Below are 21325 nucleotides of genomic sequence, written 5' to 3'. Positions count from 1 at the left end.
CGCGCGTGCGCTATGGGGGGCGTCATTACCGGCATGGTCACGGCCCCCGTCGCGGTCACGGCTATTGGTGCTCAAGCCACCATACCTTCCACTATTACGGCAGCTATAATCCAATCGGCTGGGCTTATGTGAGCTTCGGCTGGGATCTTTACAGCTGGTCTTACATCGGCGATTGCGACGTCGTTTCCCAGACCTTCTATCGCCGCGGCCGCCGCTATCAGGAAGTCGCGCTCCTGTGTTACGATCCGTGGGGCTATGGCTATATCAAGCGGGGCAGCCGCCGGGTTTACCGCACCTATTAGGGAATGATCCCGAATAGGCGAAACGGCGCCGCCCGGGCTCGGCTCTGGCGGCGCCGCTTCGTTTTGCACAAGGGTGATTCGTCTCCATTGACCGGCGGCCCCGACTCTAGCGATGAAGACAGGTCACTCGCTTGTCTTTGCGACAGTTTCCGCCGGGGCCGATGAAACGCTGTTTATCCATTTTCGCGCTATGCGCCGGTCTTGCGGCGCTCGCGCCGCCGGCTTTGGCGAGCCCGGACGCGCAAGGGCTCGAAGACGTCCAGGTGGGCGAGCGCGAGCTGCAAACCCGGATCGCGCTTATCTGCGAGGGAAACTGCACGGTGGAAAAGCGCGGCGGCGCGGACTTCTTTGTGCGCGGCGTCGCCTCGGACATGACCCTCGATTTGACGGCGCGAAGCCAAAACATCACCGGCTTTTCCATGCGTCGGGAGAATAAGGGCAGCGCCCTGCATGTGAAAACGCGGCGCATTCTCGAATACGCCAACGCCAAGCCGTGCAAGATCTCGGGACGCGCTGCGACCTGCATCGACATGTTCTTCGCCGACGCCGAGCCGTCGAAAGCGCAGCTCAAAACGCCGAGCCTCGCCTCGAACCAGGCCTCCAAACCGGCCCCGAAAACATCTGAAAAGACGCAGGAAACGAAAACGCAGAAAAAACCGGCGCCGCAACTGGCCGCGAAACCGGCTTTGCGGGAAAGCGCGCCGGAGCGTCTGTCGCGCTTCGCCTCGCTGGCGCCGCCCGAGCGGCTTCAGCCCCCCAAGCCGGCCCAGCTCGCCAGCGTGCGGCCCGTGCAAAAGCCCGTGGAAATGTCTAAACCGGCAATGCGTGATGAGCGGACCCTGTCGGCGCCTTTGCCGGCGCCGGCCAAAAAGCCCTTCAACTACGCCGAACAGGTGGAAAAGCTGCTCGGCAAAAAATTGACGCCGGGCTTTTGCGGCTCGGCCAAGGCGACTCTGCAATCCGATCCCTGGGCGCTCGACGCCATGGTCAATGTGGGCCTGTGCGAGGCGGCCGCCGGCAACGCCGAGGAAGGCGACGCGACCTTGTCGCGGCTTCTCGAATACACGCCCGACAATTACGAAGCCTATGTGGGCCGCGCGCTGATCGCCATGCAGGCGGGCGAGAAAAGCGTCGCCCGGCGCTATTTCCAGAACGCGCTCGACGCGCCGCCGCCGATCGAGGAATCGACCCGCATCGTCCGCGCCATGCAGGCGCTGTAAGCCAACAAGCAGACAGGCAGAAGGGCCGGCGCTGGTTGCGCTGCGCCGGCCCTCCCGTCATCGGAACGGCAGCGCCGCTCCAATTCTCCCCCGACAGGGGTGAGTGTTAAGAGCCGCTGCGCGCAGCGAGCATGTCCGCAACCAGCGCGGTGTTGACGCCCTTGGCGGCTTTCAGCGCAAGCGCCTTATAGCGCTCGGGATCGGCGACGACCGTGTATTCGCTCTTCGAATTCGATCCCATGCCGGCGCCGAGCGCTTTGGAAAGCCCGACGGCGAGGGCGTTGTTGCTGGAATCGGTCTTGGCGACTTCGGCGAAGGCTGCGTCCGTGCCTGCCCAGCCCTTCGTTTGCCAGCTCGCCCAGCCGTCGGCGTAGCGGCCCTTTTTCGAATAGACAAGGTCTATCTTGGTGGCCGGATCCACATGGAACAGGGCGCCGCCTTCGACGCGCGCCTTGCGCGCGAACATGGCGTTGCCGGAGCTTTCGGTCTGCGCAAAGCCGAGGCTGAGATTGGGAAACAGGAGAGCGGCGTCGAGCGCGCCGCCGGCCTTGGCCATCTTGTTGCCGTTGAAGGTGGTGCGCCCCAGCGCGTTGTAATCGGAAGCGCCGAGCGCGTGCGGACCGGCGACGCGGATCCTGCCGTTGCCATTGCCGCGCTGCAGGTTGCCGTCATAGGCCGCTTCGCCCGGCAGGATTTTCTCGATGCCCGGCGCGGATTGCATGTCTTCCGCGCCGACGACGTCAAAGCCGGCGGCGGCGAGGCGCGAAACGAGATCGCTGTAAGCTTCGTCGGCGACGTCCTGCAAAACCGCGTCGTCGATCCCCGCGAGGAGCAGGGTCATGGAGGTTTTCGCGGAGTTGCGGGTGAAGCCGCCCCGGGTCGAGGCGACGGCGCGGGATTTCGTGATGGCGCCCACATTATAGCCGACGACGGCGATGCGGGGCTTTGCGGTGACGGCCTTGGCCTTGCCCCTGACCCGCTTCAGCGTGACATCGAAAGCCTCGCCGGTGATCGGTTCGGCGTCGGCGAGGCTGACGGACTCGGGCGCCGCTTCCGTATCTTTCGGGGCGACTGTCGACGCGACGCCGGAGGCGACCTGCGCCGCCTGGTTCGCCTGGCGCAGGCGCTGGGTCGAGGTGGCGAGATCCGTGGCCGAGCAGGCCGCGAGCGGCAGAATCGCCGCGGTGAGAAGAAGTTTTCTGATCATGATTTTATTCCCGTCGTTCCGATGACTGACGACGGCGCGCTCCCCGAAAAGGCGTGAAGGCCCCCGCGCCGCCGGGACAGAGCGCTAGCGCGCCGCGGCCGGCCCGCGCGTCACCCTGCGGGGTTAAAGCCTGTGGAAAAGCTTACCAGGAAAGCGCTTTTTCGATCAGCGCCAGCGTCATCCCGGGATGAAGATGGAGGAGATTGTAACCGCCATGGGGCGTCAGCTCGACCGGATGGTTGGTGCGCGCGCTCACATAATCGCGCACGAATTCCGCGCCCATGACCGGATCGTCTTCGGCGTTGAGCCAGGCGGCGCGGGCGTTAGCCCGGTCGAAATCCTCGGTCCAGTCCTCCATCTGCGCGCGCCCGTCCGCAACGAAGGTTTTCGGTCCCTGGCCGATGAGATGGGCGAGGCCTTTTTCGGCGATGGCGTAGATTTCCGGATCGCGCATCGCGTCTTCGTCGGCGGGCGATCCGGCGAAATAGTCTTCGTAGAATTTGCGATAGCCGCGGCGCTTGTAATTCGTCATGGCGATGCGGGTGATGATCTCCATCATAGCGGGCGCGTGCTTCACCGCCTGCGCGGCGATGCGCGTGAAATAATTCATGCGTCCCACATGACGTTTCTCGTCGATGGGAATGCCCGCGCCGATCATCACCATGCCCTTGACGCGTTCGCCGAGCGCACCGGCGCAGCGGAACGCATGAGGCCCGCCGCCCATATGCGCGGCCAGCAAAAGGTCTTGCGCGCCGATATGATCGATCAGCGCCAGCGCATCGCGAAGCGTTGCGCCGTTGTAGTCTTTGGCGGGACTGGTTTCGCCGAAACCGGGGCGCGACGGCCCGTAAAGCGTGACGCCGAGTTTCTTCAGTCCGTCAATGAAAGCGGCCGTGAAGAAAGGCCCGTAAAGCGAGCCGTGAAAGAAGAGGAGCGGGAAGCCGTTTGCTGCGCCATAGACGTAATAGCCGAGCGTGCGCCCGTCTTTTAAAGGCAGCGTCAAGGGCCTTTCCGTGTTGACGGGCCGGCTTTTATCGGCAGGCGGCGCCAGTGCGTGAAGCAGCGCAAGGCTGGCGCCGAGTTGCGTCACCTCGCTCATTTTCGCGCAGCCGGACTTTCTGAGGATCGCTTTCGCCTGCGCCTTCACCGTTTCCGCTGAGCGTCCCCGCGCCCTGGCGATCTCGCTCTGGCTTTGGCCGCGCAGATGACCGGCGAGGGTTTCGGTCTCCGCCTGCGTCAGGCCCATGGCCTTGCCGACGAAAGTCACCGCTTCCTGCGTCCACTCCATATGCGACAGCGATATGTCGAGGCGCGCCTCCGGCCCTTCGCCATGACGGCGGCAGAGCGCGGCGGCGGACTGGCGCGTGTCTTCGTTCGTCAGGATGACGACATTGTCCGCGCCCGCATTGTGAAGACTGTCGGTCAGCTTGCGTTTCGACGCATGATCGAGATCGAGCGCGCCGATCTCTGCGCCGGATCCAATGAAAGTTTTTGCGGCGGCGTTGGCGCCGACGATGCGCCCGCCGGCGCCGAGCGTGAAATGCGCATGAGGATGCGCCGGCGCGCCGCCGGTTCGCCCGCCGGCCCCGCATCCAGCCCGGTCGAGCAGCGTTTGGATGCGCGCCATGTGCGGCGCCAGCTTTTCGTCAAGGGCGAGAAGGCGTGGCGCGATCGGCGCGTCCGTTTCCGGCGCAAAGAAAACCCCGCGCGCAGCATCCATCACATCCTGAAAACGCTCGGGGCGGTCCGGCGCGTCATAAGCCTTGTCGAGAAAATCGATCAGCGCGCCGGACTGGGCGGCGAGGCTATCGGGCGGAGGAGAGGACAAGGGCGCAACCGAACTTGAGAATACCAGGGAACGCCAAGGCGCGCCCCCCGTCCATTTTTGGGGAAGAATGCGTTATGAGGCAAGCATTATCACATTTCGGAGGGCGCGCGCCTTGTTTCTTGCCCTAAAACGCTGCGGCGCATAGCGTTTACGCCCATTATTCAGGAGAGGATTTCATGGCGAACCCCATCAAGATCATCGGCGCGTCCTTGTCGCAGAATGTCAGAAAGCCGCTGGCCGTCGCCCATCATCTGGGCCTTGACGTTGAATCGGTCATGGCTGCGCCCGGCGACGACACGATCAAGGCGGCGAACCCCTCAGGCCGCATTCCGGCGATGGACGACAATGGTTTCCATCTTTCCGAATCCGTCGCCATCATGATCTATCTGGCCGGCAAGGCGGGGAACGCTCTTTACCCGGAAGATGTGCAGACGCGCGCGCTGGTCAATCAATGGTTGTTCTGGGATGTCGCGCACTGGACGCCGGCTTATCAGCCGATCCAGTTCGAGCGCGCGATCAAGCCGATGCTGGATATGGGCGATCCCGACGAAACCGTGGTTGCGGCCGCGCTCGCGAAGTTCGAGCGTGAAGCGACGCTCCTGAACGCTGCGCTCGACGGCAAGGACTGGCTGGGCGGCGGCGAACCGACGCTCGCCGATTTCGCAGCCGGGGCCGGGCTCACCTACGCTGCGCCCATGGAGCTTCCGCTCGATGATTATCCCAACATCAAGGCCTGGAACGGGCGCGTCATGGGCCTCGAAGGCTTCAAGAAAACCGCGCAGGGCCAGTAGGGCTGCTTGACTGGAGAGGCGTTTTCCGGTGCAACCGCCCGGAGAACGCCGCTCGCGCGAAACCAGCCGCCGGAAGCCCCATGGCCGACAAGAAAAACAAGTCTTTTCAGGATCTCATCCTGACGCTTCAGAATTACTGGGCCGATCAAGGCTGCGTCATCCTGCAGCCCTATGACATGGAGATGGGGGCGGGGACCTTTCACCCGGCGACGACGCTGCGCTCGCTCGGACCGAAGCCCTGGAACGCGGCCTATGTGCAGCCCTGCCGGCGCCCCACCGACGGGCGTTATGGCGCGAACCCCAACCGCTTCCAGCATTATTACCAGTTCCAGGTGGCGCTGAAGCCGAGCCCCGACAATATTCAGGAACTTTATCTCGGCTCTCTCGACGCCATCGGCGTCGATCGCAGCGTTCACGACATTCGTTTCGTCGAAGACGACTGGGAAAGCCCGACGCTCGGCGCCTGGGGTCTCGGCTGGGAGGTCTGGTGCGACGGCATGGAGGTGACGCAGTTCACTTACTTTCAGCAGGTCGGCGGTTTCGACTGCCGGCCGGTGACCGGCGAAATCACTTACGGGCTCGAACGCCTCGCCATGTATGTGCAAGGCGTCGATAACGGCTTCGATCTCGTTTATGGCGGCGCCAAGCCCGACGGGTCGCCCTTCACCTATGGCGACGTTTTTCACCAGAACGAAGTCGAACAGTCGGCTTACAATTTCGAACTCGCCAACACCGAGATTCTCTTCCGCCAGTTTAAGGAGGCGGAGGAAAACTGCATGGCGATCATCGAAGCCGGCAAGAAAGACGGCAAAGCCTATCCGCTGCCCGCCTATGAGCAGTGCATCAAGGCCTCGCATCTTTTCAATCTCTTGGATGCGCGCGGCGTCATCTCCGCAACCGAACGCCAGTCCTATATCTTGCGGGTCCGGACGCTCGCCAAGGCCTGTTGCGAGGCGTGGCTCGAAAGCCCGCAAGGCGCGGGCGAGGGCGCCGGCGTCGTCGACTACGCGGACGCCTGAGGCCATGAGCGTCGCGCTGCCCCTTAAAGGCGGATGCCAGTGCGGGGGATTGCGCTATGAGATAAGCGCCGCGCCCGTCACCGTTGCGGGCTGTCACTGTACGAACTGTCAGAAGATCGGCGGCGGCGCTTTCGCCGTCAACGCCATGGTTGCGGAGCCGTCCTTTCGGTTCATCGCCGGCGAGCCCAAAGAGATCGAATGGACCTCCGACGCCGGCAACCGGCGCATCGGCTGGTTCTGCGGCGATTGCGGCTCGCGCATCGCCCACGGTCATAAACCGGGGACCGGCATTTTCAGCGTTCGGGCCGGAACCTTGGACGATGCGTCATGGGTGCGCCCCGCCGGCCATATCTGGGTGAAAAGCGCGCAACCCTGGATCGTCTTCGCCGAGGACGACATTCTAAGCGACAAACAGCCTGCGGATTTCAACGCGCTCGTGCAGCGTTTTCGCAGTTTCGGCATCTTCCCTCAATAGGCCGGGTGCGGAAGAATTCGCGGGCGCAGCATCGATTGTGCGGCGCACGGATTTTTTCCGCATTGCCGCCTGGCGCCGGCGCGCGGTAAAATCCGTCGAGACCAACAGAGGGAGGGTCATCATGCCCAGAATACTCGGTTTGAATCTTGTCGGCGTTCTCGTTGCGTCCATTGTGTTCTTTCTGATCGGATGGGTCTGGTACGGCATGCTGTTTCAGGAAGCCTGGATGGCGGCGGAAGGGATCACGATGGAGGCGGCGGAAAGCGAAAGCCCGGTCTGGATGGCGAGCGGATTTCTGATCACCCTCCTGCAGGTGATCGGGATCGGGCTTATCCTGAAATGGAAAGGCTCGGCCGGGCTCGGCGGCGCCGTCGCCACCGCCTTCGCCTTATGGTTTTTTCTGGCGCTTCCAATGTGCAGCTATGCTTATATCTATGCGGCGCATAATTCGACTTTGCTGCTGATCGACGCCGGTCATCTGCTCGTCGGCTGGGTGGTTTCCGCCATCGTGCTCGCCTTGATAAAATAGCCCCGCGGCGTCATTTTAGGAAAAGGGGCGGCTTTGGCGCCGCCCCTTTTTCTTTGCCGTCATATGTTCGGGGAGTCCCATGGCGTTGACCGCGCCCAAAAGAAAAAGCCAGAGGAAACGCAGGAAGAAAAAAGCGCCCAAGACCCGCTTTGCGTTTTACCTGCGCGCCGGGCTGATCGGCGTCGGCGCGCTCTTTGCGGCGAGCATTGTCTGGGCCGGGTATTACGCCGTCGCCGCGCCGCCGGGCACGCTTTTGATGCTGCAGCGGAAACTGAGCGGCGACGTCATCATCCATCCCTGGACGAGGCTTGAAGATATCTCGCCCAATCTCGTCACCGCCGTCATCGCGGCGGAGGACACGCGCTTTTGCCTTCATAACGGCATCGATTTCGAGGCGATCGACAAGGCGCTGGAAGAGGCTGAAAACGGCAAACGCCTGCGCGGCGCCTCGACGATTTCGCAGCAGACGGCGAAAAACGCCTTTCTCTGGAATGGCGGCGGCTGGGTGAGGAAGGGCGGCGAGGCGTGGATGACCCTGCTTATCGAAACCTTCTGGCCGAAAAAACGCATCATGGAGGTCTATCTCAACATCGCCGAATGGGGCGACGGTCATTTCGGCGCAGAGGCGGCGGCGCAGGCGCGGTTCCACAAAAGCGCGAAAGACCTCAGCTCTTACGAGGCGGCGCTTCTCGCCAGCGTCCTGCCGAACCCCCATGACTGGCGCGTCGACCCGCCGGGGCCTTATGTGCGAAAACGCGCCGGCACGGTGCGCGCCCGCATGCATCAGGTGCGCCGCGACGGGCTCGACGCCTGCGTTCTGAAACACCAATAGGAGGCCTCAAGATGAGCGTGATGGTGATTGCCTGTTACAGGCCGAAACCGGGCAAGGACGCCGAGCTTCTGGCGCTTATGAAAACCCATCTGCCGACCCTGCGCGCTGAAGGCCTTGTGGGCGAGGGGCCGGCGCTCTGCGGGCGCGCCGGCGACGGAACCTTTGTGGAGGTCTTTGCGTGGAAATCGCAGGAGGCCATCGACGCCGCTCACGAGAATCCGGCTGTGCAGGAAATGTGGGGCGCCTATGCGGAGGTCTGCGATTATGTGACGATCGGCGACCTCGCCGAGGCGAAGCAGATGTTTTCGCCCTTTACGCCTGTCGATCTGTCATAACCGGGCGAGCCTCGCCGGGAAGGAATGCGAACCATGATAAGACTGAGCTTATTGACAATAGTGACGGCGGCGCTCCTCTCCGCCTGCTCGACCGAAGGCTATCAGCCTTACGCGACGCGCGGCCTCAATACGGGGCAAACCGAGAACTATGATGAGTTCACGCTGAAACGCACGGCGTGTTACGGCTTCTGTCCGGTTTACGAAGTGCGCGTCGACGAGCGCGACGTGCTGGTTTTCAAGGGTGAGCAATTCGTCAAGGAAGACCAAGGGACGGTGAGCAAAAGGCTTCCCGAGGGCTCGTTTAAAAAGCTGGTCGAAATCGCCAGGGCGCATGACTTTTCGTCTTATGACGCGGCCTATCCCAATGCGGACGGAAGCAATTGTCCGCAGCGCGCGACGGACATGCCGAGCGTCATTGTCTCTTACGACGCGAAAAAGCTTTCCCATTCCGTCAGCCTTTACCAGGGCTGCATGGGCTTTGACGGGCGCGAACGCCTCGACGAGATGATTCTCGAGATCGATGCGGTGCTGGACCTCGACGATTTCATCGGCCCGCGCGAGGCGTTTTACGGCGCTGAGGAAAAGTCGCAATGACCCGCACGACTTCCGCGCGCCACACTGACATTCTCAACGGTTATAAAGAAGGGGGCTCGCGCTTTAACGACTGGGCGCGCGAAAAGCTCGGCGAATTCACGCTCCTCGACTGGTCCTGGGGCCATATCAAAATGCGCTGGGAGATCGACGACCGTTTCGTCATGCCCGACGGGGTGATGTTCGGCGGCCATATCGCCTCGGTCGCCGACCATGTGGCGGGCCTTGCTGCCATGACGGTGCTGACCGCCGACAAGGAGCGTTTCCGCACCTCGCGGCTCGAGACGAATTATTTCCGGCCCCTCACCATGCCCCTGGCCATGATCGAGGGGCGGGTTGTAAACGCCGCCAAGACCCTCATCCATGTGGAGGCGGATTTTAAGAACGCGCAGGAAAAGCTCGCCGTCCGGGTGAACGCCGTGCAGGTCCGGCGGATGACCGGCTGAGGCCGCTTGCCGCGAGCCCTAACCCCCCGGATTTTAGGGGGCGCATTTTTTTAACGGAAAACCGGTTCCCACTTTTCCTAAAAATGCTCTAGAACGCGCTCCCATGCCCGAATTGCTCCTAGAACTCCGTTCCGAAGAAATCCCCGCGCGCATGCAAGGGAAAGCCGCCGCCGATCTCGAAAAGGCGGTGAACAAGGCGTTGCTCGACGCCGGTTTCATGCCCGAAGGGGTGAAAGCCTTCGCCGGGCCCCGGCGGCTGACCCTCGTGGCGGACGGCCTGCCCGCGCGCCAGCCCGACAGGCGCGAGGAGAAAAAGGGCCCCCGCGTCGGCGCGCCGGAAAAGGCCGTGGAAGGGTTCTTAAAATCCGCGGGGCTTGCCTCCCTCGACGAGTGTGAGCAGCGCGAGGACAAAAAGGGCGCCTATTGGGTGGCGGTGATCGACCGCAAGGGCGCCCTGACGAGCGATCTCATCGCCGGGTTCGTTCCCGATATCGTGCGCAATTTCTCATGGCCGAAGTCCATGCGCTGGGGCGACGGCGATTTGCGCTGGGTGCGCCCGCTTCACTCGATCCTGTGCGCCTTCGACGGCGAGGTGATCCCGTTCGAGATCGACGGCATCGTCGCCGGCGACGAAACCCAAGGCCACCGCTTTCTGGCGCCGGATGTCATCCAGGCGCGGTCTTTCGAGACTTATGCGGCGGCGCTGAAAAAAGCCAAGGTCGTTCTCGATATTGATGAACGAAAAGAGATGATCGCGAGCGACGCCGCGACGCTCTGCAAGGCGCAGGGGCTGGAGCTTGTCGAGGATCAGGGCCTCTTGAACGAGGTCGCGGGCCTCGCCGAATGGCCGGTCGCGATGATGGGTTCGTTCGACGAGAAATTCCTCACCGTCCCCGACGAGGTGCTGACGGCTTCCATGCGCGGACATCAGAAATATTTCTCCGTGAAGGACCCGAAGACCGGCGCGCTCGCGAACAGGTTTGTTTACGTCGCCAATATCGAAGCCCCGGATGGCGGCAAGGCCATGCGCGAGGGCTATGAGCGCGTCTTGACCGCGCGGCTTTCCGATGCGTGGTTCCTTTACAATCAGGATCTGAAAACGCCTTTGGCCGAGCGTGCCAATAATCTTGAGGATGTCAAATTTTTTGCTGGCCTTGGGTCTATCTTCGATAAATCAAATCGTATCGTTCGCATGGCAACTTATATCGCACCGCTTATAGGTGCGGATAGAGAACTTTGTGATCGAGCTGCATGGTTGTCAAAAGCTGATCTCGTCACCGGCATGGTCTACGAGTTTCCGGAACTGCAGGGCGTCATGGGCCGCTATTACGCGTTGGAAGAGGGCGAGCCCGAAGAAGTCGCGAACGCCATCCGTGATCACTACAAGCCCGCGGGGCAGGACGATGAGGTTCCGACTGCGCCGGTCTCCATCGCCGTCGCGCTCGCCGACAAGATCGACACCCTAACGGCCTTCTGGACGATCGATAAGAAACCGACCGGCTCAAGCGATCCCTTTGCATTAAGACGAGCGGCTTTGGGCGTCATTTCGCTGATCTTGACCTCTAATATCCAGAAGTTTCGGTTAGGTCACAAATTGGCGGATATGATTTTCTGGCTTTTAGAAGATTTAGAAGTTGAGCAACTCAACAAATCAATTGAGCCAGCATATTCTTTGCCACCTGAGTTGGCAGATAGAGTATTGGTAGAAGAGTATGCAGAGCGCGTTCACAAAGAGATACTTTTCGATGATGAAAAGCGTCGAAAAAGAGCAGAACGCACCATTGAACTAGCCAAAGACCTACTTTCCTTTTTCTATGATCGATTCAAGGTCTATCTCCGCGATAAGGGCCACAAGCACGACCAGATCGATGCGGTGCTGACCGATGCGGAGGGCAATCTTCAGGACGATCTGGTTCTCATCGTCGCAAAACTAGAGGCGCTCGCGGACTTCCTTAAAACCGATGACGGCGCCAATCTCGCGGCGGCTTACAAGCGTGCGGCGAACATCCTGAAGGCCGAAGAGAAGAAAGACAAAACGCCCGCCGACCCGAATGCGGTGGAAAAGGGCGCGCTTGCCGAAAAAGAGGAAAAGGCGCTGTTCGCCGCGCTGAAAGACGCGGAGGCGACCGCCGAAAAAGCCGTGGCGGGTGAAGATTTCGAAGCGGCCATGTCGGCGCTGGCGAAATTGCGCAAGCCCCTCGATGCGTTCTTCGAAACGGTGACGGTCAACGCCGAGGACGCGAAACTGCGCGCTAATCGCCTGTCGCTTCTCGCACGCCTTACCGCCGCCACGGCGACAGTCGCCGACTTCTCCAAGCTCGAGGGTTAGTCATGGCCGATGACGGCAAGAGCGTCGAGCTTTACCGCATGGAGGGCGATCCCTTTCGCTCCGTCTGTGCACGCCTTAAGCAAGACGAGTTTACGATCGATACGCAGGACATGGGCGAGCTCGTCAAAAAGATTTACGACGACGGCGATTACGAGTTCTGGACCAACGTCCCGAAAGAGGCTTGGGGCGATCTTCTCTTTGCGCTGGCGCAGGAGTTTTTTACCGGCGAGGCGAACGCCACCGACCGCCTGCGCGACATCTGCGAAAAACACGGCGTCAAACACAAGCGCGGCCATTGGGCCTAGAGTAGCTTATAAATTCACCTCCCCCTTGAGGGGAGGTCAAAATCGCGGAGCGATTTTGGGTGGGGGTAAGAAAGCCGGCGACTGACGTTCTGCCTGTCTAGCTATTGCTCACCCCCTCCCGAAATCAGAGATTTCGACCTCCCCTCAAGGGGGAGGTAGGATTTCCCGCCTGTGGCGATATAGTTGTTCAATGGCCAATGAACGCGCGCGATCATTGCGGAAAAATCAGACGGATGCGGAACGCATTCTCTGGCGCGCGTTAAAAGGCAAACAACTGGATGGCTGTCGGTTCCGGCGCCAGCACCCGATCGGGCCTTATATCGCTGATTTCATATGCCTTGAGCGCAAGCTGGTTATCGAGCTTGACGGCGGCCAGCATGGTCTGCCTGAACGGGTCAAGCATGATGCGGAACGCGATGCCTGGCTTGAAGGCCGGGACTATCATGTGGCGCGGTTCTGGAATGATGAGATTTACACGAATCTTGATGGCGTGCTGGACACCGTCCTTGAGTTGTTACAGACGGGTCATGAGTATTAGAGACTAATCCTTATATCCCTTCGCGCGTTCCGCGCTCGGGAAAAACAAAAACGCCAGCATCAGGATATAGGGCGCATAGTCCCAGGAGAGGGCGAGCGCCCAGACGTCGGAAAAGATGTTGGCGTGTTTCAACACCGCATCGCGCGGGGATATGGTCGACAGGCCCGGCACGAATTCCGCATCTACTACCGATTGCCGGCGCGAGACTTTTTCCGGCTCTTCCGGCGGCGGGGGCGGGTTGAAAACCTCTCGAAAAATATCGAGCCCGCGGGCGGGGGAGAGTTCCGCCGCCGATTTCACCGGCACGGGCGGCTTTTGCAGCTTCTGCGACCGGATGAGGGATTTCAGCGCGTCCTCCACATCTTCGGCGTAGGCGTCGATGGCTCTCTTCTGGGCGGGCGTGACGCGCGCCGGTTTCGGATTGGCGCGGGCGAAGGTGTCGAGCTGCTGGTCGAGCAGGCGTTCGATGCGCTTGTCATGGCGCCAGCGGTTGAGGACGCTGACGAAATCGTTGAACGCGGTTTCGAACTCCCGGTTCCAGCGATCCACATTGTCGAAGGCGCCGCGGGCGAGAAGCCGTTTCAATTCGTCCGTGCGCGCGGTGCAGATATCCGGATCGTATGGATCGACGCCCGACGGGTCCGGCGCATCAAGAATTGCGGCGACGCTTTCTTCAAGCCCGCGATACCAGCTTGCGATGCCGATAAAGTAATCGGTGACGGCGCCGGCGCCGGCCGCGCCCGACTGCGCGCCGCCATCGCGTTCGCCTTCGGCGACGCGGGTCACGTCGTTCACCGACAGACGCAAATCCTCGAGAAAGAGATAATCGCGCTGGCGCCAGGCGGTGATGCCGGCGCATTCGCTCGCCAGCCGCTCGATTTCGTAAGTGTAGGTATGGCGCACGGCGTCGACCCCGCCGATGCCCACCACCGTCGTCCAGGTGGAAACGAAAAACAGGATCAGCGCCAGCGCCGGCACGATGATGAAAAGCTTAATCGCGCGTTCGAAGAAAAACAAAATGTCGCTCAAAAACCCGCCGCCGACATTGCGGAACCAGTCGCGGTGGCGCACGAAATCGGCGCCGCCGACCCAGATCGCCACGGCGAGGCAGAAAACGAAAGCGCCGAAGGCCGGCGGCAGGACCGCATTGCGCAGGAAGTCCGCTTCCTCCTGGGAGGTGATGAGGCCGAAGCCGATGGCCGAGCTGATGGCGCTGAAAAATCCGGCTGTTACCGCCACCACGACGAAAAGCCGGTTGAAGAGGGAAGAGCCTTCAAGCCGCCGGGAGGTCAGCGCCGCATAAAGGACGACTCCCAAAAAGGCGAGAACAGCGCTCGTCCCGGCGATGGCGGAGACGGAGAGGCCTGCAATCTCGCCGGAAAAGGCGTCCGGGGCGTCCTGCGCCAGTGCGCCGGAAAACCCGGCCGCGCCTGCCAGCATCATGACCAGAATGACGCCCCCGTTCCCCATAGCCTTCCCCGCGCGGGGAGCCGCCCCCGCTTTATCCCCTCGCGCCGGCCCCGCCGAACGCCTTCGAAAAAGGGCGCAAAAGAGGGCCGGCCGCCCAGCCTAACACGGAAAAAAATATGGTGGATAGTTGTCCACGGCATTTGCCGCGGGGCTATGCTACGTGCTTGAAAGAAATGGCCAATAGCGCCAATGCGGCAATTTCCGGCTTGGATGTTGCGCTGCGGCGCTTTATGGCAGGGCCGCGTCCCCTTCGGGGACGGGCGAAAGCAGACAAAAGCAGCGGGTTACCCGATGAGCGATAAGACAAAATGGGTTTATTCATTCGGCGCAGGACATTCGGATGGCGACGCCTCCCTGCGCAATCTCCTGGGCGGCAAGGGCGCGAACCTCGCCGAGATGGCGAGCCTCGGGCTCCCGGTGCCGCCCGGCTTTACCATCACCACTGAAGTCTGCACCGCCTTTTACGCCAATGACCGGCAATATCCCGGCGGGCTGAAAGACCAGGTCGACGCGGCGCTCGCCAAGATAGGCGAAGCGGTGGGCATGGTCTTCGGCGATAAGACCAACCCCTTGCTCGTTTCCGTGCGTTCCGGCGCGCGCGCCTCGATGCCGGGGATGATGGACACGGTCCTCAATCTCGGCCTCACCGACGAAACGGTGAAAGGGCTCGCCAAGCTCTCCGGCGACGAACGCTTCGCCTATGACAGCTATCGCCGCTTCATCCAGATGTATTCCGACGTGGTGCTCGAGGTCGATCACCATTCCTTCGAGGAGCTCTTGGAGACTTATAAGGAAGAGCGCGATTATTTCCTCGATACGGAGCTTTCCGCAGACGACTGGAAGACGATCATCGAAGGCTACAAAAAGATCGTCGCCGACGCCCTCGGAAAACCGTTCCCGCAAGACCCGCAAGAACAGCTCTGGGGCGCCATCGGCGCCGTCTTCGGCTCCTGGCGCAACGAACGGGCGGACACGTATCGCCGGCTGCACCACATTCCCGAAAGCTGGGGCACGGCGGTCAACGTTCAGGCCATGGTGTTCGGCAATATGGGCGAAACCTCCGCGACCGGCGTCGCCTTCACGCGCGATCCCTCGACGGGCGACAATCATTATTACGGCGAGTTTCTCGTCAACGCCCAGGGCGAAGACGTCGTCGCCGGCATCAGGACGCCGCAGGCGCTGACCAGGCGCGGCCGCGAAGCCATGGATGAAGACGCGCCGTCCATGGAAGAGGCGATGCCGAAAGCCTACGCCGAACTCGAGAAGGTTTTCGAAAAACTCGAAAATCACTATCGCGACATGCAGGACATCGAGTTCACCATCCAGAACGAGAAACTCTGGATGCTGCAGACGCGCAACGGCAAGCGCACGGCGACGGCCGCGCTGAAGATCGCCGTCGACATGTGCAAGGAAGGCCTTATCAGCGAAGAAGAGGCGGTCTGCCGCGTCGATCCGCATTCGCTCGACCAGCTTTTGCACCCCTCGCTCGATCCGGACGCGCCGCGCGACCAGCTTCTTACCGGGCTGCCGGCTTCGCCTGGCGCGGCGTCGGGGGAAGTCGTCTTCAATTCCGACGAGGCCGAACGCCTCGCCCAGGAAGGAAAGCCGGTCATTCTCGTGCGCATCGAGACGAGCCCGGAAGACATTCACGGCATGCACGCGGCGAAAGGCATCGTCACGGCGCGCGGCGGCATGACCAGCCACGCGGCGGTGGTGGCCCGCGGCATGGGCCGGCCCTGCGTGTGCGGCGCGGGCGACGTGAAAATCGACAAGTCGGAAACCTTCTTCACCGTCGGCGGGCGCCAGGTGAAAAAAGGCGAGACCGTCACCATCGACGGCGGCGAGGGCAAGGTTTTCGCCGGCGCGGTCCCGACCGTGCAGCCGGAGCTGTCCGGCGATTTCGCGACGCTCATGGGCTGGGCCGACAAGGTGCGCCGTATGAAAGTGCGCGCCAACGCCGAAACGCCCCATGACGCGCAGGTCGCGCGCGATTTCGGCGCCGAAGGCATCGGGCTTTGCCGCACCGAGCATATGTTCTTCGAGGCGGACCGGATCATCGCCGTGCGCGAAATGATCCTGTCGGAAGACAAAAAGGGGCGCGAGGCGGCGCTGGCGAAGCTCCTTCCGATGCAACGCTCGGACTTTGAGGAGCTTTTCCGCGTCATGACCGGCCTGCCGGTGACCATCCGCCTCTTGGATCCGCCTTTGCATGAATTTCTTCCGCATTCAGACGAAGAAATAGAGGAAGTGGCGAAATCGTCCGGCATGGATGCGGGCAAGCTCAAGGACCGCGCCCATAAGCTGCATGAGTTCAATCCGATGCTCGGCCATCGCGGCTGCCGCCTCGGGGTTTCCTATCCGGAAATCTACGAGATGCAGGTGCGCGCCATCATTGAAGCAGCCTGTTCCGTTGCGAAAGAGACCGGCGAGAAAGTGACGCCGGAGATCATGGTCCCGCTGGTGGCGAAGCGCGAAGAGCTCGCCATCCTGAAAGAGCGCATCGATGCGGTGGCGCTCGCGGTTCTGAAAGAAAAGAACGTCAAGCTCGATTATCTTGTCGGCACCATGATCGAGCTGCCGCGCGCGGCCCTGACCGCCGATGAGATTGCGAAAGACGCCGAGTTCTTCTCTTTCGGCACCAACGATCTCACCCAGACGACATTCGGCTTGTCGCGGGACGATAGCGCGGCCTTCCTGCCGGACTATCTGCGCCAGGGCATTTTCGAACGCGATCCCTTTGTAACGCTCGACCCGGAAGGGGTCGGCGCGCTCATTCATATCGCGGCGGAAAAGGGCCGGAAGACCCGTCCTGAGATCAAGCTCGGCATATGCGGCGAGCATGGGGGCGACCCGGATTCCATCCGGTTCGTGGAGGGTGCGGGGCTCGATTACGTGTCCTGTTCGCCGTTCCGCACGCCGATTGCGCGATTAGCCGCAGCACAAGCCAAGCTTGAAAAAAGCGACGGCGGCTCAACCGCCTAAACGGTTAACGATTCTGTGACCCATTGAAAAAACATTCAAAAACAATGGGTTGAAAAACCCAGTCAGGGTTAACAAAAGGTTAACAGGGGTCGATTTCGTTTGAAAACGCCCCGCCCGGGCGCCATATATCCGTTGCGTAAGCGCGCTCCCAAGGCGCGTTTTTTGCGTCATAATGAGGGATATTCCTCTGACGCGACGAGCAAGATGAGAAGACGCAAGGTGCAAGACCGGCGAGACATTCATGGGCCCGCGCCCAAGCCCGCCTTAGGGCTCGACGTGAACTGGACGCTGCGCAGCCTGATGGCTGCGGGGCTCCTGTCCGTGTGCGTTGTCGCCAGCGCCATGAGCGCCACGGTCAATGCGAGTCGCGCCGAAGAAGAGCGCAAGCGCGAGGCTGCGATCGCTGAAGAGGCCGAGCTTGTGGCCGACCTCGCCAATTACCTCGCCGCTGAGACCGCGGCGACGCGCCAGGCCATGGACGACGGCCCGCGCCTGAAGCCCGCCATGGCGATGGGCGATCTCATTGCGGCGGAAGATCCGACCGAAGGTCTCGCCTCCTTCGACTTCACCGATCTCACCGTGGCCAAGCTCGATGCGGAAGAACGCAAATGCCTGGCGCAGGCGATTTATTACGAAGCGCGCTCCGAACCGCGCATCGGCCAGCTCGCGGTTGCGGATGTCGTCCTTAATCGCGTCAAAAGCCCGGTCTATCCGAATTCCATCTGCGGCGTCGTCTTCCAGGGCTCCGAGCGCCGCACCGGCTGCCAGTTTTCCTTCACCTGCGACGGCTCCATGCAGGCGCGTCTTAACAAGCGCAAATGGAAAGAGGCGCAAGATCTTTCGGGCGCCGTGCTCGCCGGGGTCCGCGCGCCGGTCAGCCGCAACGCCACGCATTATCATGCGAGCTATGTGAGCCCGCATTGGGCGAACACGCTGACCCCGACGGCGACCATCGGCACGCACAAATTCTACAAGTTTCCGAGCCGGCGCACCGTCGCGGCGGCCCCGGCGGCGATGTAGCCGGGCCGCCGTCTCGCAGGCCGACGGTTCAGCGCTCTTCATCCGATATTGATTCCCGTCTCTCGACATTGATTTTTGTTTGTGCTGTATAGGCGCACAAAATGCGCCTTGAGCAGCGTGGGCGAATAAAAATCTTTATGCAGAGTTTTTTCGCAATACGGGTCCGTTTTTTTGGTTTCTGCGCCTGCGCGCTGGCCGGGTTTATGATCGCCGCGCCGGCGCAAGCCGCCGAACATGACGCGCAAGTTTGGACAACCGCCGCCGCCAAGCTGCGCCTTGACGAGGACTGGGCCCTGAATCTCGAAGCGCAGGGCCGTTTCGGCGACGATGTGCAGCGCCTTAATGAAACCCAGTTCAAGGCTTCCGTTCTCCGCCGGGTTGGGCCGGGCCTTAAGATCGGCGCCGGTTACGGCCACATGATCAAGAACAGGGCCGGCGGGCCGGACCGCCATGAAAACCGGATCTGGCAAGAGCTGGCATGGAAACCGGAGACCGGGATCAAGACGTCGCTTTCATTTCGCACGCGCGTGGAGCAACGCATCATCGCAGGAGATACGGGCTGGCGTGTGCGCAGTCGGCTAAAAGCAACGCGTCCTTTGGGGGAAGGCGCCTCCCTTTACGCTTATGGTTCAGAGGAAGCGTTCTTTTTTCTGAACGATGCGGACTGGGGCGCGCGCAGCGGCTTCGATCAGTCGCGCATCGGCGCCGGGCTCGGCTGGCGGTTTTCACAAATGGCGAGCCTGGAAGCGGGCTATCTCAATCGCTTCAAGCCGGCGCCGGACACTGAGGACAAAATGAATCACATCATCGCGTTGACTGTGGTGTTGCGGCCTTAACCGCCTATAGACAGATTTCCATGCCTTCTTCGGCGATCATGAAGCCCGCTTTTTCAACTCTGGCGCTTTCGGCCGCGCCCGGCCGATGCAGCGGGTTCGTATGGTTCATATGAATGAAGTGAACCTTTGTTTTTTCGCTGTCCGGAAGCTCCGCAAACCGTTCCATGGAATGGACAACGGTGGGATGCGGGATTTTCGACATGTCGCGGCCCGGCAATTCGTCGCCGGAATAAAAGGTTGCGTCGAGAAAGGCGGCCTCTACGTCTGCAATCTTGTCTTCAATACGCATTCCTTCAGCGTCCCAGTCCTCCCAGTCGTCGATGTCGGGCAGGAAGAGGACGGATTTCTCCGGTCCTTCGATGACGAAGCCGACGACTTCGGAAAACTCCTGACGGTGCGGCACGAGAAACGGCGTTACGGAAAGATCGTCGCCGATGGTTTCGGCGACGCCGTTCTCCATGATGGCGAGATAGATATTGTGAAGAACGAGCAGCTGCGACCACGGACCGTTTTGCGCGAGGAAGTCGGCCATGCGCGGCATGGCGAAAACTTCGATGTCGCGCCCGCCCGCCGCTTCGCGCCCGAACATCATTAGCCCGGCGTAATGGCCGATATGCGCATGCGTTAAAAACACGCCGTCGACGCGGGCTGGCGCATTCGTCGGCGCCGTCCTGTTGAGGCGGTGAAGCTGCTCCTTGATGTCGGGCGTTGCGTCGAAGAGCCAGCGCTTCGGCTTGTCGCCGCGCCGGTCGACGAGCGCCAGCGACGTCGCCAGCCGGCGTAACGAAGGATCGTCCCAGGCGGGGTCGTTCGGATTGCCGATCTGCGGCTTGCCGGCGTCCTGCGCAACGCCGAGAACGATCAGCGAAACGTCGCATTGCGGCGCCGAGACGCTGGGTTCGTCCTGCGCGCAGGCGGCGAGAAAGAAAGCGGCGGCGAGGGCGGAAAGCCATTTCATGGTTGAAAACGATAACCGAAACCGCCGCCGATATCGATATGAAGGGACAGGCTGCTTTTCAGGAGGCTGTCCTCAGTTCACGGCGGATGATGACGAATTCCGCCGGCTTCAGGGGCGCAAAGCCGATTTCGACATTGCAGACGCCGCGGTCGATGTCGGCCTGCGTCGTGGTCCGGTCGCAGCGCACGAAATAGGCTTCCTTGGGCGTCGCGCCCGTGAAAGCGCCCTTGCGGAAGAGAACCTGCAGGTAATTTCCAACCGCCATTTCGATCTGTTTCCAGAGCGGTTCTTCATTGGGTTCGAACACCGTCCATTGAAGGCCGTCATCGAGGCTTTTCTCGATGAAAAGGGCGGTTCGGCGCACGGGGATGTATTTCCATTCAGGATCCGTCGAGAGGGTGCGCGCGCCCCAGAGCACGGGCCCCACATTGGCGAAACTCCTGATCGCGTTCGCGTTGGCCTGGTTCAGGATTTCGTTGTCGGCGCTGGAGAGCGCGGCCGTCGGCGTCGCGCCGCGGACCGTCGCTTCCATGCCGGCCGGCGCTTTCCAGACGCCGCGCGCCGCATCGATGCGCGTAGCGATCCCGGCGGCGGCGGCGCTGGCGGGAAGGGTCGGGACGACGCCGGCCACTTGCAGGCGCGGCGCATAGATGGCTGCATTCGGATGATTGATGCCGAGCGCGCCGAGCCAGTCCGCGATGAAGCCGTTCGCGTCGAAACCCGGACCGGCTGGCGCATCAAGAAGCAGCATCGCTTTTTGCTCTTCGGCGAGCAAAAGCGCTTCGCTGTACACGATTGAAGCTTCGCCTGCGGCAAGGGCCGACGCCGGTGGCGCGCAGATGAAATCGATATTGAGTGCGGCGCCTCCAAGGAAGCTGCGCACGCCGCCCGCATCCGGCGCGCCCAGTATGGAGGCTGGGCTGGCGTCGCCGATGCTGGCGATCAGCGCCTTCCGGCCGCCATTGCGGAAATAAAGCGCGACCGTTTCAAGCGCCGCTTCGCTGGCGCCAGGCAGGGTTCCGAAGTGGGTTTGGAATTGTGAAAGGCTGGTGACGGTTTCGAGCGCGCCGCCGCCAAAGACATCGATGAAAAGCGTTGCGGAGGTTTCCGGCTCCTGGATGGGGCGCACGCCCGACGGGATTTCTTGCACATAAACGCCCGGCGACAGCACGCGCGGAGAGACGGTTTTTCGTGAGGGGCTCGGCTGTTTGGGATTTGACTGCGCAAAAAGCGGCGTCGCGGCGCCGGACGCAAGCCCGCCGAGAAACAGCCGGCGGTTCAGCTTGTTGATACGGTTCATCCATCTCCCCCC

21 protein-coding genes are annotated in these 21325 nt (G+C 61.7%); 16 read left to right on the top strand and 5 right to left on the bottom strand.

The window, feature by feature from the left end:
- Positions 1 to 5: 5 nt before the first annotated feature.
- Complete coding sequence (locus tag CW354_RS22950; protein WP_133162170.1) at positions 6 to 302, top strand: hypothetical protein; 297 nt, start codon at positions 6 to 8, stop codon at positions 300 to 302.
- Positions 303 to 463: 161 nt separating this feature from the next.
- Complete coding sequence (locus tag CW354_RS04200) at positions 464 to 1522, top strand: tetratricopeptide repeat protein (protein ID WP_133162169.1); 1059 nt, start codon at positions 464 to 466, stop codon at positions 1520 to 1522.
- Positions 1523 to 1628: 106 nt separating this feature from the next.
- Here the strand turns inward: CW354_RS04200 and CW354_RS04195 are convergent, their stop codons facing one another.
- Together CW354_RS04195 and CW354_RS04190 are read right to left on the bottom strand one after the other, a co-directional pair.
- Positions 1629 to 2729 carry a hypothetical protein gene (locus CW354_RS04195; protein WP_104828793.1) on the bottom strand — a complete coding sequence of 367 codons (1101 nt, stop codon included), beginning with the start codon at positions 2727 to 2729 and terminating at the stop codon, positions 1629 to 1631.
- A gap of 142 nt (positions 2730 to 2871) precedes the next feature.
- Complete coding sequence (locus CW354_RS04190; RefSeq protein ID WP_104828792.1) at positions 2872 to 4557, bottom strand: alpha/beta hydrolase; 1686 nt, start codon at positions 4555 to 4557, stop codon at positions 2872 to 2874.
- 176 nt (positions 4558 to 4733) lie between these two features.
- On the opposite strand from CW354_RS04190, the gene CW354_RS04185 reads away from it, so the two are divergent.
- From CW354_RS04185 to CW354_RS04135, 11 genes are all read left to right on the top strand, one after another.
- On the top strand, positions 4734 to 5348 hold the full coding sequence (locus CW354_RS04185; RefSeq protein ID WP_104828791.1) for a glutathione S-transferase family protein: 615 nt from the start codon (positions 4734 to 4736) through the stop codon (positions 5346 to 5348).
- A gap of 80 nt (positions 5349 to 5428) precedes the next feature.
- Positions 5429 to 6367 carry a glycine--tRNA ligase subunit alpha gene (locus CW354_RS04180; protein ID WP_104828790.1) on the top strand — a complete coding sequence of 313 codons (939 nt, stop codon included), beginning with the start codon at positions 5429 to 5431 and terminating at the stop codon, positions 6365 to 6367.
- A 4-nt stretch (positions 6368 to 6371) separates the two neighbouring features.
- On the top strand, positions 6372 to 6842 hold the full coding sequence (locus tag CW354_RS04175; RefSeq protein ID WP_104828789.1) for a GFA family protein: 471 nt from the start codon (positions 6372 to 6374) through the stop codon (positions 6840 to 6842).
- A gap of 121 nt (positions 6843 to 6963) precedes the next feature.
- Positions 6964 to 7371, top strand: a complete 408-nt coding sequence (locus CW354_RS04170; RefSeq protein WP_133162168.1) for a DUF1761 domain-containing protein — start codon at positions 6964 to 6966, stop codon at positions 7369 to 7371.
- Positions 7372 to 7450: 79 nt separating this feature from the next.
- Complete coding sequence (mtgA, locus tag CW354_RS04165; protein WP_104828787.1) at positions 7451 to 8203, top strand: monofunctional biosynthetic peptidoglycan transglycosylase; 753 nt, start codon at positions 7451 to 7453, stop codon at positions 8201 to 8203.
- 11 nt (positions 8204 to 8214) lie between these two features.
- On the top strand, positions 8215 to 8538 hold the full coding sequence (locus tag CW354_RS04160; RefSeq protein ID WP_104828786.1) for a putative quinol monooxygenase: 324 nt from the start codon (positions 8215 to 8217) through the stop codon (positions 8536 to 8538).
- Between the two features lie 33 nt (positions 8539 to 8571).
- Entirely contained in the window at positions 8572 to 9132 is a 561-nt protein-coding gene (locus tag CW354_RS04155; protein WP_133162167.1) for a DUF6438 domain-containing protein, read from the top strand.
- Positions 9129 to 9575, top strand: a complete 447-nt coding sequence (locus CW354_RS04150; RefSeq protein ID WP_104828784.1) for a PaaI family thioesterase — start codon at positions 9129 to 9131, stop codon at positions 9573 to 9575. Before CW354_RS04155 ends, CW354_RS04150 begins: the two co-directional genes overlap by 4 nt.
- A gap of 103 nt (positions 9576 to 9678) precedes the next feature.
- Positions 9679 to 11904: a glycine--tRNA ligase subunit beta gene (gene glyS / locus CW354_RS04145; protein WP_104828783.1), complete on the top strand. Its 2226-nt coding sequence runs from the start codon at positions 9679 to 9681 to the stop codon at positions 11902 to 11904.
- 2 nt (positions 11905 to 11906) lie between these two features.
- Positions 11907 to 12209, top strand: coding sequence for a hypothetical protein (locus CW354_RS04140; RefSeq protein WP_104828782.1), 303 nt, complete (start codon positions 11907 to 11909; stop codon positions 12207 to 12209).
- A gap of 190 nt (positions 12210 to 12399) precedes the next feature.
- Positions 12400 to 12747 carry an endonuclease domain-containing protein gene (locus tag CW354_RS04135; RefSeq protein ID WP_104828781.1) on the top strand — a complete coding sequence of 116 codons (348 nt, stop codon included), beginning with the start codon at positions 12400 to 12402 and terminating at the stop codon, positions 12745 to 12747.
- Positions 12748 to 12750: 3 nt separating this feature from the next.
- On the opposite strand, the gene CW354_RS04130 is transcribed toward CW354_RS04135, so the two are convergent.
- Complete coding sequence (locus CW354_RS04130) at positions 12751 to 14217, bottom strand: hypothetical protein (protein WP_104828780.1); 1467 nt, start codon at positions 14215 to 14217, stop codon at positions 12751 to 12753.
- A 291-nt stretch (positions 14218 to 14508) separates the two neighbouring features.
- Between CW354_RS04130 and ppdK the strand changes: the two genes are divergently transcribed.
- The 3 genes from ppdK to CW354_RS04115 all read left to right on the top strand — a co-directional run bounded on the left by ppdK (position 14509) and on the right by CW354_RS04115 (position 19055).
- A complete protein-coding gene (ppdK, locus tag CW354_RS04125) occupies positions 14509 to 17199 on the top strand; it encodes a pyruvate, phosphate dikinase (RefSeq protein WP_104828916.1) in 2691 nt (896 codons plus the stop codon).
- 204 nt (positions 17200 to 17403) lie between these two features.
- A complete protein-coding gene (locus tag CW354_RS04120) occupies positions 17404 to 18219 on the top strand; it encodes a cell wall hydrolase (protein WP_133162166.1) in 816 nt (271 codons plus the stop codon).
- Positions 18220 to 18422: 203 nt separating this feature from the next.
- A complete protein-coding gene (locus CW354_RS04115; RefSeq protein ID WP_165793516.1) occupies positions 18423 to 19055 on the top strand; it encodes a DUF2490 domain-containing protein in 633 nt (210 codons plus the stop codon).
- Between the two features lie 4 nt (positions 19056 to 19059).
- On the opposite strand, the gene CW354_RS04110 is transcribed toward CW354_RS04115, so the two are convergent.
- The gene (locus tag CW354_RS04110) at positions 19060 to 20013 is read right to left on the bottom strand and encodes an MBL fold metallo-hydrolase (RefSeq protein ID WP_104828777.1); all 954 of its coding nucleotides are present in this window, start codon (positions 20011 to 20013) and stop codon (positions 19060 to 19062) included.
- Between the two features lie 58 nt (positions 20014 to 20071).
- Positions 20072 to 21313 carry a phage tail sheath family protein gene (locus CW354_RS04105; protein WP_207764653.1) on the bottom strand — a complete coding sequence of 414 codons (1242 nt, stop codon included), beginning with the start codon at positions 21311 to 21313 and terminating at the stop codon, positions 20072 to 20074.
- Positions 21314 to 21325 lie beyond the last annotated feature (12 nt).

The organism is Hyphococcus luteus, from assembly GCF_002943565.1.
In the GTDB taxonomy this organism is placed as follows: domain Bacteria; phylum Pseudomonadota; class Alphaproteobacteria; order Caulobacterales; family Parvularculaceae; genus Hyphococcus; species Hyphococcus luteus.
Note: the sequence above shows the minus strand (reverse complement) of the source record. Positions and strands in the feature narration are given on the sequence as shown.

Excerpts from the sequence above, each read along its gene's own strand:
- CW354_RS04200 (WP_133162169.1), top strand. The coding sequence starts at position 464 with ATGAAACGCTGTTTATCCATTTTCGCGCTATGCGCCGGTCTTGCGGCG.
- CW354_RS04195 (WP_104828793.1), bottom strand. The coding sequence starts at position 2,729 with ATGATCAGAAAACTTCTTCTCACCGCGGCGATTCTGCCGCTCGCGGCC.
- CW354_RS04185 (WP_104828791.1), top strand. The coding sequence starts at position 4,734 with ATGGCGAACCCCATCAAGATCATCGGCGCGTCCTTGTCGCAGAATGTC.
- CW354_RS04180 (WP_104828790.1), top strand. The coding sequence starts at position 5,429 with ATGGCCGACAAGAAAAACAAGTCTTTTCAGGATCTCATCCTGACGCTT.
- CW354_RS04175 (WP_104828789.1), top strand. The coding sequence starts at position 6,372 with ATGAGCGTCGCGCTGCCCCTTAAAGGCGGATGCCAGTGCGGGGGATTG.
- CW354_RS04170 (WP_133162168.1), top strand. The coding sequence starts at position 6,964 with ATGCCCAGAATACTCGGTTTGAATCTTGTCGGCGTTCTCGTTGCGTCC.
- mtgA (WP_104828787.1), top strand. The coding sequence starts at position 7,451 with ATGGCGTTGACCGCGCCCAAAAGAAAAAGCCAGAGGAAACGCAGGAAG.
- CW354_RS04160 (WP_104828786.1), top strand. The coding sequence starts at position 8,215 with ATGAGCGTGATGGTGATTGCCTGTTACAGGCCGAAACCGGGCAAGGAC.
- CW354_RS04155 (WP_133162167.1), top strand. The coding sequence starts at position 8,572 with ATGATAAGACTGAGCTTATTGACAATAGTGACGGCGGCGCTCCTCTCC.
- CW354_RS04150 (WP_104828784.1), top strand. The coding sequence starts at position 9,129 with ATGACCCGCACGACTTCCGCGCGCCACACTGACATTCTCAACGGTTAT.
- glyS (WP_104828783.1), top strand. The coding sequence starts at position 9,679 with ATGCCCGAATTGCTCCTAGAACTCCGTTCCGAAGAAATCCCCGCGCGC.
- CW354_RS04140 (WP_104828782.1), top strand. The coding sequence starts at position 11,907 with ATGGCCGATGACGGCAAGAGCGTCGAGCTTTACCGCATGGAGGGCGAT.
- CW354_RS04135 (WP_104828781.1), top strand. The coding sequence starts at position 12,400 with ATGGCCAATGAACGCGCGCGATCATTGCGGAAAAATCAGACGGATGCG.
- CW354_RS04130 (WP_104828780.1), bottom strand. The coding sequence starts at position 14,217 with ATGGGGAACGGGGGCGTCATTCTGGTCATGATGCTGGCAGGCGCGGCC.
- ppdK (WP_104828916.1), top strand. The coding sequence starts at position 14,509 with ATGAGCGATAAGACAAAATGGGTTTATTCATTCGGCGCAGGACATTCG.
- CW354_RS04120 (WP_133162166.1), top strand. The coding sequence starts at position 17,404 with ATGAGAAGACGCAAGGTGCAAGACCGGCGAGACATTCATGGGCCCGCG.
- CW354_RS04115 (WP_165793516.1), top strand. The coding sequence starts at position 18,423 with ATGATCGCCGCGCCGGCGCAAGCCGCCGAACATGACGCGCAAGTTTGG.
- CW354_RS04110 (WP_104828777.1), bottom strand. The coding sequence starts at position 20,013 with ATGAAATGGCTTTCCGCCCTCGCCGCCGCTTTCTTTCTCGCCGCCTGC.
- CW354_RS04105 (WP_207764653.1), bottom strand. The coding sequence starts at position 21,313 with ATGAACCGTATCAACAAGCTGAACCGCCGGCTGTTTCTCGGCGGGCTT.